This is a genomic window from Mucilaginibacter polytrichastri (genome assembly GCF_001911425.1).
Classification (GTDB): domain Bacteria; phylum Bacteroidota; class Bacteroidia; order Sphingobacteriales; family Sphingobacteriaceae; genus Mucilaginibacter; species Mucilaginibacter polytrichastri.
Genome location: NZ_MPPL01000001.1, coordinates 2034121 through 2054813 on the forward strand (window position 1 = coordinate 2034121; position 20693 = coordinate 2054813).

Sequence of the window (20693 nt, forward strand, 5' to 3'; positions counted from 1 at the left end):
GGCATACTGCTGAAAGCACCAAGCTTTTTATATACTTTTTATCTATAAACCTGGATAGATCATATCCTAATGAAAGGTTGCGCAACTTGATGAAACTTGAGCTGTAAATAAAGGGATCAAGAATATTGGTTGAACGATAATTGGCGTAAAAATCTTCTGCATTTACTGCAGTAGTATTAGGCAAACCATCGGTTGAATTTACACCCTGAAATAATACGCCCCCAACTCTACCCGGTAGTGATTCTTTTGAAAGGCCTTCTCTTAACAAGTTTAAGTTGGTACTCGACAACACTTTACCCCCTGCCTTGTAGTCAAAATGTGCTACAAAGGTAAACCCCTTATAGTTTACGGTATTTGTCCACCCACCTGTTGCTTTTGGTAAGCCACTTCCAAAATTAACAGGTAGTGCGCTTGCAATTGGCTTTCCTCCTGTTAAAAGGATCTGCCCCGCAGCATTCCGTTTATATGTAGCGCCTTGAATTTGGTTAAGCGGCAACCCTACAACGTCAGCAATTGTTCCAAAAAATTCCGGGCTACCCACAACAAGTTGCTTTTGATTATTAGCTAACGATAAAACTTTTGATGAATTAAAGGCCGTATTAAATGATGTTCTCCAACTAATTTTACTGTTTTGAACAGGCACTAACTCCAGGAACAGTTCTAAACCTTTATTGTCTAAACCGCCCAGGTTAACTAAAGTGCTACTGTAGCCGGTTGCTGTAGAAAGACTGATTGGTACAGCTTGATTGGTGGTTTTTTTATCATAAGCTGCTATATCCAAATTTATGCGGTTGTTAAACATGTGCATCTCCAGCCCTATCTCCTTTTCTTTAACACCAAATGGCTTAATCCGTGGGTTTGGCGAAGATGTATTATTGATACTCCCCAATGGGCTGCCATTAAATGGATTTTGAGCCAATGCAAAGGTTAGGGTATTGTAGGCACCTATACCCTGGGCACTGCCCGTCTCGGATACAGCAACCCTAAGCTTTCCAAAATTTAACCACTTTGCATTAGGAAGTAATTCTGAAAAAACAAAACTGCCACTAACTGACGGATAAAAATAATGATCAATATCTCTGGCTAATACCGAGTACCAATCTGTACGGCCGGTAACATTTAGGTAAAACAAACTTTTGTACGAAAATTCTGCGGTACCATATAATGAATTAACAGTCTGTTTAGAGAGGTTGTAACTTGAAGTCGCTGTAACGCCGTTTCCAATAGTATATAAATCTCTGATATAAAAGTTGGTTACGCTCTCATTAAAAGTCGAGTTAACTAATGGATAATTATTGCCGCCAACAGTAGCATTAAACCCAAAATTTCTGAATTTGCGCCCGCCACCTAACAAGAAATCAAAATTATTTTGACGTAAGTTAGACGTGTTGATAGCATAGCCGCCATTAAAAAGACCAGTTGGCGCCGCCCCAACAGATAAAGTTCCGGTTGGCGTGTTTGATTCAAAAGTGGTTTGCAAAAGATCTGTGCTAGCACGGCCTTGCAAATATAGCCAGTCAAAAAACTGGTAACGTAATACTGCGGTTCCAAGCAAATGGTCTTTTGTTTGCTTTTGAAACTGCTTGGCCATTATCCAATACGGGTTGGTAACAGTAGAGAACCTTGAAGTTGGTGCCTCATTACCATTAGCGTCTATTGCGCCTGCTTTAAGCACATCAAAATCTATAGAATTAGCAAGCCTGTAAATAGATGTGGGAATTGATAAGCCCTGCACCCCAATAACTGGCGGGTTGTTATTAAACTCATGGTCATAGTTTACGTTAAATTGCGCAGTCAGCTTCTCGGTAAGTTTGTAATTGATGCCAATATTAAATATCTTTTTATGGTAATCGTTGTTAGGCACAATACCTTTTGCATCCTGATTAGCAAAAGAAACCCGAAAACTGCCTTTATCATTTCCTCCTGAAATTGCCAAGGTATTACTAAACGATGGTGCATTTCTAAAAAAAGTATTAATCCGTTTTTTAACCGGTGCATAAGGGCGCTGAACGCCGTCGAACTGGTAAGTTAGCGCATTATCAAACGGTACACCAAAACTCCAGGCACCCGAACTTTGAGCATCACCCTGAGTTAGGGGGCGTTTGTTGTTCTCGCCCTGGCCGTACTCGTATTGAAAATCAGTAAAATCAAGTGCCTTACTTAGGGTAAAATTTGAATTGAACTCCACGCCAATGCCTGTGTTTTTCGCCCCGGATTTAGTAGTAATAATGATTGCTCCGTTAACAGCGCGAGACCCATAAAGCGCTGCCGCTGTGGAGCCTTTTAAAATCGTCATCGATTCAATATCATCCTGGTTAATGCCCTGCAGATTGTCTCCCTGGTCTGTATTTTGGGTATAACCATTAGTGCTGCTTGCACCTTGAGACATCGGTAAACCATTAATTACAATTAGTGGCGAATTATCTGCCGTAAACGAAGATTGGCCACGTAAACGAATTTTTGTACTACCGCCCGGCCCGGCTGCGGGAGGCGAAACATCTAAACCTGCCACCTGCCCTTCAAGCGCGTTGGCAAGGTTAGTAGTACGGTTGGTTTGCAATGCCTGAACATCAGCTTTTTGAGCAGAATAACCAAGGCTTTTGGCCTCCCTTCTGATACCTAATGCGGTTACAATTACTTCATTTAAAGCGCTAACAGCGGGTGCCATCGAAGCATTCACTATTGTTTCATTATTCACCGGTATTTCTATCGGTTTATAACCCACAAATGTAAATACCAGTACCGCACTTTTGCCGGCAACATTTAATTTATAGGTACCTGATGAAGTGGTAATGGTAGCATTTTTTGTGCCTTTTTCGGTAACGGTTACGCCGGGTAAGGTCATTCCCTTCTCATCCATTACTTTGCCGGTTATTGCTATTGAAACAATTTCTGATTCGGCACTTGCCCGGCTTGTTTCATTTGGTGTATTAGTGTTATATATTATTTTTAACACTGTCCGACCTCCGGCCATGGCAATTCCTGCCGATTGTAAAAGCATGGTTACGGTTAAAACGGTACACATAAATAATGGTAACGACTTTTTTTCCATATTTTTTAGATTTAGTTTGGTTAAAATTTGAAATAAAGATGCCCTTGCAACTCAATTAAGTTGTTCCATCAGTTTAGGAAAATAAGGAGCGAAAACAGTATTGCGAGGTACTGCCTGATTTAATTAGGTAAGTTTTATCTCATAGATTATTTTAGTGTGTTTATTTAATTAGTGTGCCCAATTCGGTTGTCAATAACATTAATATTTAATGCTATACACATTACACTACCAAATGGTATCGTAATGCCTGACTGCATTATTGGATAAATGAATAATTAATAAATCACAGCGTCTTTGATTTATAATTGGTTTGGAAACTGCTGTGCTAAAAACAAATAAATGCAACTTTGATGAAAAGAAATTTCTGTATCAAAGCAAAAATTTGTAACATATTAACATACTTGCCAGCCCGAAAGATTAACCTGAAATGTTAATGTGCTGATTTGTCTTTAACATCTTACTTAAACAGTGTGAGCCCTTGCTAAACAGGGCATTGCACTGCTATTCAAAAAAAGGAACATCTTTCACTGCATATTTTTTCAAGCCTTCCTCGTTTATCTCAACACCTATGCCTGGTTTATCTGATACAGTAAGGAAGCCTTTTTCAATAAATGGTTTGTCGTAGGTTACTATTTCTTTCCATTTTGGCTCAGTATCGCTTAAAGTTTGCCATTCTAATATATGAAAGTTGGGTACCGATGCGCAAACGTGGGCTGTTGCCATTGCGCCAAGAAATGAACCTACCATATGCGGAGAAAAAGGAACATAATATAAATTCGCCAGATTAGCGATGCGCTGCCCTTCGCCCAGGCCCCCACATTTTTGCAGATCGGGCATTACAATATCAATCCCGGCTTCACTTAATAAACGGGTATAACCATAGGCCAGGTAAAAATTCTCACCGGCGCATATCGGTGTGCTGGTTTCCTGTGTAATAGTCTTGTATATATCTATATTATCTGCCGGGACAGGCTCTTCCAACCACATCAGGTTTAAAGGCTCCATCATTTTGGCTACTTTTCGCCCGGTAGTGCCATCATACCGGCCATGCATATCCACACAAATATCTATATGCGGGCCTACTTCCTTCCGTACTGCGGCAATGGCACTAAACATCCGTTCCAATTCGGCATTACTGGCTGTCCAGTTCCATCGGTCAAACTTATTAGGGTCTCTGGCATCATCAATATCAAATTTTACGGCGGTATAACCTCTGTCAACTGCGCCACGTGCTGCTTTTGCGTAATCTTCGGGAACAGGGTTACGGGCCGTGTAAAGTTCAGTATCACAATATACCCGACATTTGTCTCTAAATTTTCCACCTAACAACTGGTACACCGGCAAGCCAAGCGCTTTACCTGTTAAATCCCATAAAGCTGCTTCAATGGCGGTAAGCACTGCCACAAACATGCCAGATTGTGCGCCACCAAAAAAAGCGCCTTTGCGTAATTGTTCGGCCAATCTGTTGGGGTTAAGCGGGCTTTGCCCTTTTAACTGCGCGCCTAAACGTTTTACCAGGTAATATGTGCCAGCAACAGCATCTACACCCTCCCCGCACCCCCATATATCTTGGTTAGTATGTATTTTTACAAACAAGCCGCCGCCCGAATACCCGCATTTAATATCGGTGATCTTTAAATCAGAAGGCGCTGAAGCCTGTGGCGTTCTTTCCTTAGCATCAATTAAGCCCTGCCCATAGGTTGACATGCTAAGCATAGGGGCAGCCATTACGCCGGCACCTGCCAGGGCAGCCTTTGACAAGAATGAACGCCTGTTTTGTTTGGTATAGTTTGACATGATATTTGATTTAAAAGGTTGATTTTTTGGTTAGCCTGATATAGCCTTATGGCTTACCAGGTACGCGTTTTTAATATTTCCTGAATCTGCTCTTTAGGAACAGGCAACTTGTCAATATGGTCGTTAAGCCATTTAGAAAAATCTTTTTCGATATCGTCAGACCATCGTGCATCAATCTGGCCGGCAGTATATTTACCTTCTCTTAAGCGTAGGTGTCCAAACATATCGCGCAGGCGTACAATTTCCGAGCTCACTACCACTTTTTCTGCCAGGTGTGGGGGGATAAATATCACAATACCATCTTCTCCCAAAACAACATCGCCCGGCATAACCGTCACCTTGCGGATACGTGTGGGCTGGTTGATGCCCATAATCATTGTATTAAGGTCACCCGGAGGATTATGGTATGATGGGTCATAACTGGATATGAAAGAGGTAAAACCGCCTATTTCTTTTAATCCGCGCAAGTCTCTCACCGCGCCATCGTAAATAATGCCGTTGCCTGTTTTGGCGTAAATTGCGTTACCCACATTATCGCCTATTGTGGGGCCGTTTTTATGCGCGTCAAATTGGTCGGCCACGTACACATCCCCTTTTATTAAAAGGTCAACAGGCCAAGTGTTCTGCCCTTTTTTGCCATCCTTTTTACCCCTGTCGTCTATAGCCTGCCATACATCTTTCCGTGCGGGCATAAACGTTGCAGTTACTGCCCTACCCACAAGTACACTGTCGGGGTTAATTTGTATAGGCCAGTCTTCTGCAATCTGATAGCCATAACCTTCGTTTTTTAAAACCGCCCACGCTTCCTCAATGCTAACAAGCTTCATCCGTTTAATAATACCATCGGGCACTTTGGGCCTTCCATCCGGGTAGCGTTCCCCTTTCCACAAGGGTGTTAAAAAAATGAGCTCATCCTTTGAGATTTGCTGGGCATGGCCATGTAGTGGTGCTATGCCAAGGCCTAAACACACACATAAAATAGCGGAATAAAATCGTTTCATATTATTTAGTCAATTGGGTTTAAAAAACGCTTATAAAATGCCATACCTGTATTTAAAATATTTTAGCAAGCCGCACGCGTATGGAGATTAAGTTTAAGGTTGACCTCCAAGCTTAAACATGCTGATTTGTTGCCGTTTGTACTTTTAACTCTTCTACATCTTCCGGGGGTAATTTTCCATGCCACCAGGTAGCCAGTGAAGAGCCTGTTATATTCATTAGCGGGCCAAATACTGCCGGTGCCAAACCAATGGTGGCCATTCCGCCCATCAGTAAAGCAAGGCCCGATGCCAAACCGCCGTTTTGCATACCAACCTCAAGCGATATGGTGCGGCAGTCCTTTTCTTTAATACCCAGCAGGCGACTGATCCAATACCCAAGCGTATACCCAGCCAGATTATGAATAAGCACCGCCAAAACCAGTAATAACCCCACCTTAAGCAAGCTGTCTCTGCCGGCCGCAGTTATTACCATTAAAATAAGCGCTATACCTATCATGGATACTGCAGGCATAATTTTGTCTACCCACCTAATTTTACCCTTTATCAAAAAGTGAAAAATTAGCCCGGCTACTATCGGGATTATTACTACCCTGGTGGTATCCCAGGCCATATCCCAAAAATGAACCGTAACATATTTACCAGCTAGCAGCCGCATAAGTAATGGGGTTAACAGGGGGGCCAGCAATGTTGAAAGTGTGGTTATTGCTACTGACAAAGCTAAATTTGCCCTTGCCAGGTACGCCATAACGTTAGAAGCTAATCCGCTTGGGCAACACCCTATAAGTAAAATGCCGGCAGCAATTTCTTTAGGGAAATTAAACAGATTTACAATTGTAAATCCTACCAAGGGCATAATGGTATAATGGCAAATGGTACCAACCAAAATATTTTTAGGTTTTTTAGCTACAGTAATTAGCTCTTTTAAGCTTAGTTCGCTCCCCATGCCAAACATGATGAATTGCAATAGTGGGATAATAAGCTTTGATAGCTTAAAATTGCCTATCTGCACAAAATGTGCAGGATAATACATGGCAAAGCTTACGGCAGCAAAAATCATTACGGTAAAAGAGAAGCCCTTTAAAACGCTGCTGTTACGAAATACCATTGCCAGCACTACAAAAAACAACATGAGCGGCCAGCCTGCTAGTTGATGATAGCCGGTAAATAATGTTGCAATAAGCCATAACAGAAACAGGATTAGCAGAGAACAACATTTTATGCGGAAAATCATATTGCGGCGGTATAAGGCATAAGAAGTTTGTGTCACCTTTTTTGTCATAGGTAATTAGGTATTATCAGATTAAAAATGCCGGTTCAAGTGCAATCCCTCTTAAAAGAAACTGTTCATTACACAGTATTATGGTGCACCTGGATAAGCAAAAATTGGTTATAGTACAGACTTAAACGCGAAATACGGGCGGTAATATTCCCTTTAAGATCTTATCAAAACTATGGAATAAATTAAGCCGGGGATTTTGTTATCAAAGCAAATTTTTGTACCATATTAACATATCGTATTTTGTTCAATTAGTCTTAAAAACAGATAGATTAATATTTAACTATCTGTATATCTTATTTTTAATGTATTTTTTAGTGTAGAAAATACACTTGTTAAAGAATGTAAAATAAGCTCTTTCAATAGAGAGTTCATTTATTTAAAACGAAAATATCCACTAAATATCAGTCATAATTTATAATTTCAAACTGTAATTAACCAATTATAAACATGAAGGCTACGTTAAAAAAGGCTACTCCAAACCCGGAGCACTCCTTTAATATTCATAAGGATATAGGGCATGCTATATTAAGTGCATGGCACTATCACCCCGAATGCGAATTATTGGTACTTAAAAGAACTTACGGTACCTGCCTGATAGGTGACCATGTAGGCCCCTTTAAAAATGGAGATGTGTTTTTATTTGGCTCAAACCTGCCGCATACTTTTAGGTGCGAAAAAAAATACATGGAACGGAATGATGAAAAAATTGGAGAAACAATAGTGATTTTGTTTGAAAACAATATCTGGGGAGATGCATTCTTAAATCTTCCGGAAATTAACCCAATAGTAAAACTACTGAATACAAGCAAGCTGGGTTTACGTATAAAAGGAGCAACCAGGCGGAAGGTTGCTAAAATAGCAGAGGAAATGCTCAAAGATTCTCCTGCAAGGAAATTGATAAATTTGCTGTCGGCGCTCGAAATAATAGCCGCTTCCAAAGAATACGAATTAATATCGTCCAATGGTTTTAACCCCGAAGTTACCAGCGTTGACCAAAACCGGATCAATACTATTTTTGAATACACCTTTAACAACTATCATCAAAAAGTTGTACTGGAAGATGTAGCCAATATTATAAACATGGGCAAACACTCTTTTTGCCGGTATTTTAAATCAAAAACAAAGAAAACTTATATCCAGTTTTTAATGGAAGTGCGTATAGGGCATGCGTGCAGATTGTTGGTGGAAGAAGATTTTAATATGGCCGAAATAGGCTACGCCTGTGGTTATAACACCATTTCCCATTTTTATCATCAGTTTAAAACCCTCACTAAAAAAAATCCATTAGATTACCGAAACAACTACCTCAAAACCGAAGAAGCAAAACTGGTTGATTTGGCGTAATACCCCCTACACTGCCTACATATTAAAGCCAAATTGGCCTTGGCATTTACATTAAAAACTGGCGTTACTTCATGTGCTATTTAGGGACAATTCCCAGTTACAGACAGCCAAATTTTTTACTGTAGGCATTTAGTTACTACTTGAAGAACCTAGATTTTGATAAGCGCAAGAGCTTACTTTATACTTCTGCAAAACTTAAACCTGTATAAGGCTAGTCCATTTTATTATTGAAGCATTTTTTTGTAATATATTAACAATATACCTTAAATCCCGCTTTATAAGGCTTATTTGCTTTCCAATTCAACAGCAAATTCTAGAATAAACCAATAATCTATATATTCATACTACTAAGCCTAACCAATTATTATGAAAATTTATAACACTGCTCAGGGTATTATTATAAACCATAACAACCAATATTTTTCAAGTCAAGAAAAAGACTGGAATATTTTTGTGAACCGGAGCAATCTTTTTGAAGCCGTAAGCAATGAATTACAACAGCTTAAAGCCGACGATCAATTACAGGAATTAATTACATCGGCTATATTACCACCTATAAGTAACCAGGAAATATGGGCATCTGGTGTAACCTATTTTCGCAGCCGGGAAGCCAGGGTGGAGGAATCAAAAGATGCTAAGGGGGGCGACTTTTACACCCGTGTATATGATGCCGAAAGGCCAGAGCTTTTTTTTAAGGCAACCGCCTACCGCACAGTTGGCCCTGGTGATAAGGTTCGGATCCGTAAAGATTCTAAATGGAACGTACCCGAGCCCGAATTAACTTTGTTCATTTGTTCGAAGGGCACTATAGAGGGGTATACCATAGGTAATGATATGTCATCGAGGGACATTGAAGGCGAAAACCCGCTTTACCTCCCTCAAGCCAAATCATATAACGGCGCGGCAGCGCTAGGCCCCTGTCTGCTGGTGCAGGAAAACCCTATAGATCCGGATACCAATATTAATATGGAAATAATAAGGGAATCGGCTATTGTGTTTGCCGACAATATATCGATCAATCAAATGAAGCGTAAGCATACCGAACTGGTGGGTTACCTGTTTAGGGAACTGGATTTCCCGTATGGCGCCTTTTTAATGACAGGAACCGGTATAATACCCACTGATGATTTTACGCTGCATGTGGGCGATATTATAAAAATAACTATTAAAGGCATCGGTACACTTGAAAATACAGTTGCTTTATGACCGCTGGAGAACATATTATAGGTTTTGAGTTATCAGCCGAAGGAAGTGATATAATCACCTCGATAAATCCCGCAACCGGCGATAAAGTAGGAGATTTTTTTGTAGCAATCATTACTGAGGTCGACAAGGCTGCCGAAAAGGCAGCGGCAGCCTTCCAGATATACCGTAAAAAATCCGGAACAGAAAAGGCCGGATTTTTAGAAGCTATCGCCGAAGAAATAATGGCAATAGGCGATGAATTGATATCTGTTTGCTGCGCAGAATCTGCACTGCCTAAGGGACGCATAGAAGGTGAAAGAGGCCGTACTATAGGGCAACTTAAATTATTTGCTAATTTATTGAAAGAGGGTTCGTGGCTCGACGCGCGGATTGAAACCGCCGACCCGGAACGTGTCCCACTACCCAAGCCCGATATCCGCTTTATGCAAATACCCCTTGGGCCGGTAGCTGTTTTTGGTGCAAGTAACTTTCCACTGGCTTTTTCTGTTGCTGGCGGCGATACAGTATCGGCCCTGGCGGCAGGTTGCAGCGTAATAGTAAAGGCACATCCCGCTCATCCGGCAACAAGTTGGCTAATAGGTAACGCTATCCAGAAAGCGGCAATAACGATGGAAATGCCTGATGGCATTTTTTCCCTGTTATTTGGAGACGGGCCAGTTTTAGGCACACAGTTAGTTAAACACCCTGCCATTAAGGCTGTTGGTTTTACGGGCTCATTTGGTGCAGGCAAAGCGATATATGATATTGCTGTACGCCGGGATATACCCATCCCTGTTTATGCCGAAATGGGTAGTACTAACCCAGTATTTATACTGCCGCAGGCTTTGCAAAACCAGGCCGATTTATTTGTAAAAGGTTTTTCGGGGTCGGTAACCCTGGGTGTAGGTCAGTTCTGCACCAATCCGGGGATGCTTATTTATGAAAACACCGATGACTCCGAAATTTTTACCAATAAGCTGGAAGAAGAATTTAAGCAAACTTCGGGCGGCGTAATGCTGGCTGCTAATATCTATAAATCTTACAATGCTGGTGTAGCCAGGCATGCCGATACTGCCGGGGTAACAACGCTGGCGAAAGGAAAATATTCTGAAAATTTAAACACAGCAGCTCCTGTACTATTCAAAATTAAAAGCGATACTTTAAAAGCTCACCCTAACTTGGCTGAAGAAGTTTTTGGGCCAACCAGTATGCTAGTAGAAGCCACTTCCAGGCAAGATGTATTGGAAATAGCCCGAAACCTGACCGGGCATTTAACGGCTACGGTACATGGCACAGACAGCGATCTGCTTGAATATAAAGACCTGCTTAATATATTAGAGCAAAAGGTTGGCAGGCTGCTTATTAACGGCTACCCTACCGGGGTTGAGGTTTGCAGCGCGATGGTTCATGGCGGCCCATTTCCGGCCACCAGCGATTCGAGAAGCACATCGGTAGGCACGGCGGCAATTGACCGTTTCACCCGGCCGGTATGTTATCAGGATATGCCACAAGCGCTGCTGCCGGATGAACTAAAAAACACAAATCCATTAGGTATCTGGCGGTTAATCAACGGCAGTTTAAGTAATGAGGCGATAAATTATAAACCAACAATATTATAGGTAACTATGGGATCATATAGAAGTTCTGACTGGTTTGGAAAAAAAGATAAAATGGGCCTTATCTACCGGAGCTGGATGAAAAACCAGGGAATGCCGGAAGACATGTTTGACGGTAGACCGGTAATTGGAATCTGTAACACCTGGTCGGAATTAACACCATGCAACGCACACCTGCGTGACATTGCCGAAAGTGTGCGGCGCGGGGTATTGGAAGCCGGTGGTTTTCCGCTCGAGTTCCCGATCATGTCATTAGGCGAAACACTGTTAAAACCTACGGCGATGTTGTTTCGCAACCTGGCCAGCATGGATGCAGAAGAATCAATTAGAGGCAACCCTATTGATGGAGTTGTACTGCTTACCGGCTGCGATAAAACTACACCGTCTACGTTAATGGGGGCGGCCAGCGTTGACCTGCCAACCATCGTGGTGCAGGGCGGCCCGATGCTCAATGGTAAATACCATGGCCACGACATCGGCTCGGGCACCAGTGTGTGGAAACTAACCGAAGAACTAAAAAAAGGTAACATTAGCTATGAAGAATATGCAGAGGTAGAAAGCTGTATGTCACGCAGCCCCGGCCATTGTATGACAATGGGTACGGCTTCTACTATGGCTTGCATGGTAGAGGCATTGGGCATGAGCCTGACAGGCGGCGCCACTATCCCGGCGGTTGATGCCAGAAGAAAAAGACTTGCCCAACTATCCGGCAGAAGGATAGTGGAAATGGTTAAGGAGGATCTGCGGATTTCTAAAATACTAACACGCGATGCTTTTGAAAATGCCATTAAAGTTAATGCGGCTGTGGGGGGCTCTTCGAATTTTATTATCCACCTTACAGCTATTGCCGGTAGAATGGGTGTGCCGCTAAACCTGGAGGACTTCGATGATATTGGTAGCAAAATGCCCCTACTGGTTAACCTGATGCCCTCGGGCAAATTTTTAATGGAGGATTTCTACTATGCCGGCGGAGTACCAGCTGTTTTAAAACAAATGCAGTCGGTTTTAAAAATGGATACCATTACGGTGAGTGGTAAAACCCACAGTGAAAACATCGCCGGGGGAGGACTAAATTATAATAAGGAAGTAATTTATGAGTTTGAGCAGCCCCTTATTCACGAAGCAGGTATAGCGGTACTAAAAGGAAACCTGGCAATTAACGGAGCAGTAATAAAGCCCTCTGCAGCTACACCCAGCCTGATGCAACATCGCGGCCGTGCTGTAGTATTTGAAGATATTGAAGATTACCACGCCCGGGTTGACGACCCCGACCTGGATATTGATGAAACTTGTGTAATGGTATTAAAAAGTGTTGGGCCTGTCGGCTATCCGGGAATGCCCGAGGTAGGTAACATGACGCTGCCAAAAAAATTGTTAGACAAAGGGGTATTAGATATGGTAAGAATATCAGACGGCAGGATGAGCGGCACCGCCTATGGTACTGTTATCCTGCATGTATCTCCGGAGTCGGCCATTGGTGGAAATTTAGGACTGGTTGAGAACGGCGATATCATAGAACTTGATGTAGCCAGTAAGCGTATTCATTTGGAAGTAACAGATGAAGAACTTGCCATTAGGAGAAGCAAATGGGTACCGCCGCTGCCAGTTGCCGCGCGTGGGTATGTAAACTTATATATTAAGCATGTACAGCAAGCCGACAAAGGGGCCGATCTGGATTTCCTGGTGGGTGGTTCCGGATCTGCGGTTACCCGCGATTCACATTAAATAATATATGGCTATACTCATCTTGTTTGCCTGCATTGTTACGCTGGTACTTTTAATAGCCTGGGCCAAAGTAAATACTTTCCTCGCATTCTTACTGGTATCTGCTATGGCTGCCTTACTCCTGCGGATGCCTTTAAGGCTTATCCCACAGGCAATTAATAAGGGGCTGGGCGATACGCTGGGCTCATTAGTAATTGTAATTGTTTTGGGGGCAATGCTGGGCAAACTCGTAGCCCATAGCGGGGCGGCGCAAAAAATAGCGACTGTTTTAAAAAATACCTTTGGGTATAAATATGTAACCTGGGCTATGTCATTAACCGGGTTTATAGTAGGCATCCCGTTGTTTTATAATGTAGGGTTTGTATTACTTATCCCAATTATATTTTCGGTAGCTTATAATTATAAGTTGCCATTAGTATATGTAGGCTTGCCCATGCTTGCATCGCTCTCTGTAATGCATGGATTTGTGCCGCCGCACCCCTCGCCTATGGCCCTTGTGGTACAGTTTCATGCAGACTTGGCTAAAACTTTTATCTACGGCATTATCGTAGCTATACCCGCTATTATTATTGCAGGCCCACTTTTTGCAATCACGTTAAAAAACATGCGATCCAGCCCAACAATTACTTTACAGGGTAAGCAGTTGCCAGATGAGGAATTGCCCGGGATTGCCATCAGTATAATTTCCGCGCTGCTGCCTGTGCTAATAATTGGAGTTACAACATTGATGGCTAAGTTTTACGGCAATCACGTTGAAATAAAAAACATTTCAGACTTTATAGGTGAACCTATTATAGCCATGATACTAACCATCTGTATCGCAACGTACACCCTGGGTATTTCAATGGGTAAAAAGATAACTGCTATTATGGCTATCTACGTGGAGGCGGTAAAGGACATTGCCATGATCCTGTTAATTATTGGAAGCGCGGGCATTTTGAAACAAATATTTGTTGAAACAGGGGTAAGCACCCAATTGGCAGGCCTTTTGCAAGGGCTTAGTCTGCCTCCCCTTTTTCTCGCCTGGCTTATAACCGCTGTACTGAGGCTTTGCCTGGGCTCGGCCACTATAGCAGGCTTAACCGCCGCCGGGATAGTTTATCCATTATTAGCGCATAGTGGTGTTGATGCCAGCCTAATGGTGCTATCTGTAGGTGCGGGCAGCCTATTCTGTTCGCACGTTAACGATACCTCTTTCTGGCTGTTTAAAGAGTATTTGGGCTTATCTATGAAACAAACATTTTTATCCTGGTCACTGATGGAAACTCTTGTTTCGGTTATCGGGCTTATTGGAGTGATGCTTCTAAATACGGTGATAAAGTAACACGATAACTTACTGGCTTCCATTAGGCATTTAATGCTATGCAGGTAAGATGCCTGTAGTCTAAAAGGTATTATTTAAAATATCAGTATGTATAAGGCAGGCATAGTACAGGTTTACGATCATTACAAAATAGAACGGGATCAATACAGTTATTATCATATTTGTATTGATCCCGTTCTATTTTATATAATATGGACTGGCGGTAAAGCTCAAACATATTTGTAGCAGATGGCTTACCAATTGATATTCTTTTATTCAAAAAAAGTAACGTGCCCTGTTTCCACATCGTACATGCCGCCTATAATTTTAATGCTGCCTTGCTGTTCCAGTTCTGTTACTATCGGGCTTTCGCGTCTTATCCTGTCAATTGTTAACTGAACATGAATATCTGTAACCTTATTTACGAACTCGGTATTTTTACCGTCCCTATTTTCGGTAACTGTTTTTTCAAGTACAATGGCGGGTTGTATTTTGTTAAGCAAGGTGGTTAAGTTTCCCATTTCTACATGATTTCAAGCGCCTACTATCGCCCCGCATTTGGTATGGCCAAGTACTACAATAATTTTTGTGCCTACTACTTTTGTAGCAAATTCCATGCTGCCCAATATATCTTCATTTAAAATATTGCCGGCAATACGGATGCTGAAAATATCGCCAAGCCCCTGGTCAAAAATAAGTTCGGCCGAAGTGCGGCTATCAATGCAACTTAAAATAGTTGCAAATGGAAATTGGCCAGCCGAAGTTTCATTTACCTGCTGTAACAGGTTACGGTTTGCTTTAAGGTTATTTATAAACCGCTGGTTACCTTCCTTTAAAATTTGAAGCGCGGCTATTGGTGTTAAACTACTTTGAGTTTCTTTGGAGTGTGTATACATGATTATGAAAATTGAACTGTTTATACTGAATAAAAACTTTGTGGTTGCAAAGGTTGCGGCACATCAATTTCGCCTAATAATTGTTTAATGTTTATTTCAATGTTTGTGGCAATGGTTGTCATGGGCGTATCTGTAGGGAGATTGTTAAAAGGGTCCTGCAGGTGCGTGGCAGATTTTTCTAACAGAAAAAAAGCCGATGATATTACCAATAAAAGGGGGATCTCAAAAAAACTATCGATATCAGTTAAAGCGATTGATAGCGTAACCACGAAAATGTAAATAAAGAAGTGCAAAAATAAACGATATGTTTGAGGGAACACCGTACTTTTAATACGTTCGGCCATACCCATCGCATTAGAGAAATTGACTAAAGTACTGTTGATCTGTACATGGCCGAATATTTCTAAACTCCCCTCCTCTTTCAAATCGGCAATTTGCAAAGCATTCAATTGCAAAATAGCCAAAGGCTTATTGCTATGCTTTTTAATTTTTTCCAAATCTGTTTCGGTAACATATTTATTCAAATTTTCCATGGCATCAAGTCCGCGCAGGCTTTGCCCTAAACTAAAGCACCAGGCAATTTGCCTATAGGCAATAGTTTTAATTTGATCGTGCTTGTTTTTTGATACGAATGACTGTAACTGCAATACAAACGTGCGGCTTTCATTCACTATGCTTCCCCAAACTTTCCGGGCTTCCCACCACCGGTCGTAAGATTGATTAATTTTAAAAGACAAAATTATAGAAATGGCTGTGCCAATAAATGCCGGAATACCTATAGGCATTTCGGGAATCAAATGCTTGAATTTATAAGTTAAATAGTTTACCAATAATCCTACGATCAGTACATATAATATCTCGAGCTTTATTTTTTCGAACATATATGAAGCAGGAATACTTTTTTTTAGCAGCATGAATCTTAGTGTTTAAATTTAAAAGTAAAAATATAAAACTATTTTAAATGATAGCAATACTATCATAAATAATTTAAAGACTATTTTGTTTTATCAATTTACTATCTTTACTTAAAGTTTTACATCTATGGATTTTCAGCTAAAGTTTGCTATTAATGAGAAGATATTTTTACGTAACCCCGAAAGCAGTGAGGTAGGTAAACTGATGGTAAAAAAAGCGATTGACCTGATTTATGAACTAGGTTTTGAGCAATTTACTTTTAAAAAGCTAGCTGTAGAAATAAACTCAACCGAGGCCACCATATACCGGTATTTTGAAAATAAACACCGCCTGCTACTATACATACTCAATTGGTATTGGTGCTACATGGAATTTTTAGTAACTTTTAAACTGGAGAACGTTACAGATAAAAAAGAACAATTAAAGATCATTGTGCACCTGTTGACCCATGAATTTGCAGAGAGCGCAAGCCGGTTTGATTACAACAAAAAATACCTTAACCAAATTGTAATATCAGAAAGTAGTAAGGTATACCTGGTTAAAGATGTAGCTGCAATTAATAAGGACGAAGTGTTTAAGCCATATAAAGATCTATGCGCTAAAATTGCCGATGTGATTACATCTTACAACCCTCACTACAAATATCCAAGGTCCCTGAGCACCACGCTGATTGAAACTTCCCACCATCAGCAATTTTTCAGCTTCAATCTGCCTAAACTTACAGATATATCTGTTGAAAACAATCTGAATTTTACAAGCCGGTTTATAGAAAATTTATTATTCCAAGTGTTAAGCTATTAATTTTAACCGCACATGTAAGAGTGCTTGCCGGGTCCCGTTCCTACTGTCCGGCCTGTGGGTTGCCACCTATTTGTTGCAGCATTTAAGCGTTCACTATAAGCTATTCCCGGCCTTCGGCCGGTAGCCAGCCAAGTATCATAGGTGCGGCGGCCAAGCAGCAGATCAAAATCCGTATACTGTGCTTAAACAACGGCCTCCAGTCCGGTCGGGCTTTGATACAGCCAATTTATTCGCCGTGCTTGATGTCATCGCTTTTTTCATGCTGACTCATACCCTTCCAGCGAAATATGTACACTCTTTCTTTATGCTTTGCCTCTGTTTAATGCTTGCATTATCAATTCTAAAAAGTTCGTAATAGTCTTTGTTAAAATTGACCCCTATTTTTCATGCCTGTTGTATAGGTAACTTACTCTTTTGCAATGTACAATATGCTTATTAATGTTGTTAAGTATGCTTAATAAGTTATTATAATGTCAATTAAGCTAGCATTAATGCACTATATTCACAGAAATACATGAAATATATTATCAAATATTAATATTATTAAAACTTAGGGTTAACACAACGCCCAGACTTTTGCGCTAACTAAAAATTACAAAATGTTAAGCGAAAGAAAGTCTTTTTTTAAACGAATATGCTTGTTAGGTATATTCCATTTGCTATTTGTAACGGCAAGTATGGCACAAACAAATTTGGCAGGTATCTCTGGTAAGGTATCCGGCCCGGGCGGTGCCCCACTTGCTAATGCAACTATTACAGTTAAAAATGAGTCTACAGGATTTATAATTAAATCTACATCCAACTCAAAAGGAACGTTCTTGTTAAAAGAACTTCCCCTGGGTTCGCCTTACAGTATAACTGCAGAAGTTATGGGTATGGCCACTCAAAAACAAACCGGCTATGCACTTAACCAGGGCGACCTGTTGCAGATTACGTTTGCAATGGCAGAAAAAATCCAAGAGTTAAATGTGGTAGAAGTTAGAGCAGCAACATCTCGTAACAGGATCGAAAACATAGGATCGTCTACAGCAGTTACGGCTAAGGATATTGCCAAACTACCGGTAAACGGACGTAACTTTACCACACTGGCCGATTTATCACCGCTAAGCGCGGGTAGCAGCCTAAGCGGGCAGCTGGGTTCGGCTACAAATTACACTATTGATGGTATGGCGGCTCGTGGTACCATATCGGGTGGCCAGCCAGCAGGCGCTTATTCTATATCGCTCGAAGCGGTAAGGGAATTCCAGGTGGTTACCAATCAATATGATGTAACTTACGGTAACGCCGGTGGTGGTACTATAAGTACGGTAACCAAATCTGGTACTAACGTATTATCCGGAAGCGCATTCACTTACGCACGTGCCAACTGGCTTTCCAGCCCGTATGGTTTAAATGGATTAAAACGTAACCAGTCATTTTCTACTTATCAGTATGGTTTCTCCTTAGGCGGCCCTATTGTTAAAGATAAAGCTCAGTTTTTTGTGGCATGGGATCACCAGGCAGATTCAAGGCCATTATATATTGCCAACATCCAATCTGCAGATGATGAAAAAAGAAACAATGTAACCCAGGCTACATTGGATAACTTTTTGGGTATTGCACGCTCTAAATATGGTGTTGCCAACACCCCTCAGGTAGGCCAGTTTGACAAGTTCAAAAATACCCATGCGGTTTTTGCACGTATTGATTGGCAGATCAACTCCAAGAATTTGTTCACCATTCGCGACAACTTTATTTATGACCTGGATAACCAGTCTGATAACGATAATACAGCTATCAACATCTACGAGGTTTACAGTACACGTAAAAGTTTAAACAACAGTGTAATGGCTTCTTTACGTAGTATATTAAGCCCTACTTTAACTAACGAACTGAAAGTACAACATTATTGGGAGTACAATAAGATGTTTGCTAACAGCCAGTTACCTTCCGACAATATCCCTCGCGCTATCGTGCAGAATATCTCTTCGACTGCGGCAGATGGGTCTACTTATTCAACCGCTATTCAGTTGGGTGGTCAACGTTATGGTGGCGACTATTTTAACAATAACGTAGCACAACTAACCGATAATTTATACTGGACTAAAGGAAAGTATAACTTTACTTTTGGTGGTGGTTTAACCTTTACCAACCAAAATTCTATCTACGGAAGTGAAACTAACGGACGGTTTTACTTTACAGGCTTAGACAATTTCAGTAAACTTACTCCTTATAGATTTGCGAGAGACATTTACACATCAACAGATAGAAATATCAAATTCAACATACTTGCACCTAATGCCTATGCACAGGTACAAACTACTTTGTTCCCGGGTTTTGAAGTAACCGCCGGTGTACGTGTTGATTATACAGATTACCTAGACCAGGCAAATTTCAATCCGACCGTTTATAGAACCCTTGGCTTAAATACGTCAAACAAACTGGCTACACTGCAAATACAACCACGTTTACAAACCACATGGGATGTAGGCCAAAATGGTAAAGATATCATCAGGTTAGGTGGCGGTATATTAGGTTCTGCGCTTAATCCTTATTCTATGATCAACAACATGTTGTTTGATGGTTCGCATATTTTAAGCGTGGATCTTACCGGTAACCTGGTGCCTACACCAAATTTCCCGGCTTATCGTAAAGATCCTACAACAGCACCGGGTCAGGATTTACTTAACAATCCGGCCATACCAAAACTGGCTACGATCAATATGAACGGTAAGGATGCCAAAGTACCAACTGTTTACAAAGCCAACCTTTCTTATTCGCACTTTTTTGCTCAAAACTTCCGGGTTACAGCAGCAGGATATTTAAGTTTAGGCCGCAACAACTACACCTACCTGGATAAGAATATGGTAGACCAGCCTTATTTCCGTATTGCTGCTGAAGATAACAGGGGTGTTTATGTTCCTGCAAGTACAATCAACGCATCAAACGGTTCGGCAGATTGGACACAGGGCAGAAAAACCACCGAAGTAGGCAGGGTATTAGAATTAGAAAGCAAGGGCAAAGTAAACCAAATGGCTTTTGTAATTGATGCCGATTACAAATATTACAAACAAGGTGAAATTTCGGTTTCTTATACCTGGAACCAAACCAAAGACAATACCTCTTACAACGGCAACGTGGCCAACACGGCAACCTTGGTTCAATATGTAAAAGACGATCCACGTAACCTAAGCAACATGAACTATTCTGATAACCAGTTTAGAAGTAAGATAGTAGCTTATGGTAGCTCACCAACATTCCACGGTTTCAGTGCCGGTCTGCGTTTTTCAGGAATAAGCGGTACCCGGTATTCTTTACTGGTTAATGGTAACGTAAACGGTGATTTTGTGGCAAGTAATGATTTAGCCTACATCTATGATCCTAAAGCAGCATCTACACCGCAATATTTAAAAGATGGTATCAATGCAATCCTAAATAACCCTAAGGTAGAACAAAGCGCTAAAGACTACATCGTTAAAAGCTATGGAAAAATTGCAGAACGTAATGGTGGTGTCAACCCGTTTTATGGTGTGTTTGATTTAAGGTTGATTAAAAGAGCAGCTATAACAAAGAAACAGTACTTAGAAATATCTGTCGATCTGTTTAACGTTGCCAACTTATTAAATAAAGAATGGGGTGTGAACCATAATTTGGGTGCTACTCCAATTTACAGCATTAAGAACTTCGATCCTGTAAATAAACAATATGCATACACAGTAAACACCAATGCAGGAGTTTCGAGCTTAAGCGGTAATCCTTATCAGTTCCAAATAGGTTTAAGATATGGCTTTTAATTATTA

12 protein-coding genes and 1 pseudogene are annotated in these 20693 nt (G+C 41.1%); 7 read left to right on the forward strand and 6 right to left on the reverse strand.

Annotated elements, in window-relative coordinates; all coding sequences use genetic code 11:
- The 4 genes from RG47T_RS08820 to RG47T_RS08835 form a co-directional block, all read right to left on the reverse strand.
- On the reverse strand, window positions 1–3052 hold a 3052-nt coding region (locus tag RG47T_RS08820; protein WP_216351028.1), incomplete at its 3' end, for a SusC/RagA family TonB-linked outer membrane protein.
- A gap of 501 nt (window positions 3053–3553) precedes the next feature.
- Window positions 3554–4849 carry a mandelate racemase/muconate lactonizing enzyme family protein gene (locus tag RG47T_RS08825; RefSeq protein ID WP_074489075.1) on the reverse strand — a complete coding sequence of 432 codons (1296 nt, stop codon included), beginning with the start codon at window positions 4847–4849 and terminating at the stop codon, window positions 3554–3556.
- Between the two features lie 53 nt (window positions 4850–4902).
- Window positions 4903–5850, reverse strand: a complete 948-nt coding sequence (locus tag RG47T_RS08830) for an RraA family protein (protein ID WP_074489076.1) — start codon at window positions 5848–5850, stop codon at window positions 4903–4905.
- A gap of 112 nt (window positions 5851–5962) precedes the next feature.
- Window positions 5963–7129 carry a bile acid:sodium symporter family protein gene (locus tag RG47T_RS08835; protein WP_245770871.1) on the reverse strand — a complete coding sequence of 389 codons (1167 nt, stop codon included), beginning with the start codon at window positions 7127–7129 and terminating at the stop codon, window positions 5963–5965.
- A gap of 447 nt (window positions 7130–7576) precedes the next feature.
- Here RG47T_RS08835 and RG47T_RS08840 point away from each other — a divergent pair, with 447 nt between their 5' ends.
- From RG47T_RS08840 to RG47T_RS08860, 5 genes are all read left to right on the forward strand, one after another.
- Window positions 7577–8473 (forward strand): AraC family transcriptional regulator, encoded by an 897-nt coding sequence (locus RG47T_RS08840; RefSeq protein WP_074489077.1) that lies wholly within the window; start codon window positions 7577–7579, stop codon window positions 8471–8473.
- A gap of 366 nt (window positions 8474–8839) precedes the next feature.
- On the forward strand, window positions 8840–9679 hold the full coding sequence (locus RG47T_RS08845; RefSeq protein WP_074489078.1) for a fumarylacetoacetate hydrolase family protein: 840 nt from the start codon (window positions 8840–8842) through the stop codon (window positions 9677–9679).
- Window positions 9676–11277, forward strand: a complete 1602-nt coding sequence (locus RG47T_RS08850) for an aldehyde dehydrogenase (NADP(+)) (RefSeq protein WP_074489079.1) — start codon at window positions 9676–9678, stop codon at window positions 11275–11277. The genes RG47T_RS08845 and RG47T_RS08850 overlap by 4 nt, the downstream gene beginning before the upstream one ends.
- Before the next feature lie 6 nt (window positions 11278–11283).
- The gene (locus tag RG47T_RS08855; protein WP_074489080.1) at window positions 11284–12999 is read left to right on the forward strand and encodes an IlvD/Edd family dehydratase; all 1716 of its coding nucleotides are present in this window, start codon (window positions 11284–11286) and stop codon (window positions 12997–12999) included.
- A 7-nt stretch (window positions 13000–13006) separates the two neighbouring features.
- Window positions 13007–14323 (forward strand): gluconate:H+ symporter, encoded by a 1317-nt coding sequence (locus RG47T_RS08860; protein ID WP_074489081.1) that lies wholly within the window; start codon window positions 13007–13009, stop codon window positions 14321–14323.
- Between the two features lie 251 nt (window positions 14324–14574).
- On the opposite strand, the pseudogene RG47T_RS08865 reads toward RG47T_RS08860, so the two are convergent.
- Window positions 14575–15198: pseudogene (locus RG47T_RS08865) on the reverse strand (carbonic anhydrase family protein).
- A 20-nt stretch (window positions 15199–15218) separates the two neighbouring features.
- Window positions 15219–16112 (reverse strand): bestrophin family protein, encoded by an 894-nt coding sequence (locus RG47T_RS08870; RefSeq protein ID WP_074489082.1) that lies wholly within the window; start codon window positions 16110–16112, stop codon window positions 15219–15221.
- A gap of 127 nt (window positions 16113–16239) precedes the next feature.
- Between RG47T_RS08870 and RG47T_RS08875 the strand changes: the two genes are divergently transcribed.
- Window positions 16240–16914, forward strand: coding sequence for a TetR/AcrR family transcriptional regulator (locus RG47T_RS08875; protein ID WP_074489083.1), 675 nt, complete (start codon window positions 16240–16242; stop codon window positions 16912–16914).
- Window positions 16915–17591: 677 nt separating this feature from the next.
- The gene (locus RG47T_RS08880) at window positions 17592–20687 is read left to right on the forward strand and encodes a TonB-dependent receptor (RefSeq protein ID WP_245770870.1); all 3096 of its coding nucleotides are present in this window, start codon (window positions 17592–17594) and stop codon (window positions 20685–20687) included.
- Window positions 20688–20693 lie beyond the last annotated feature (6 nt).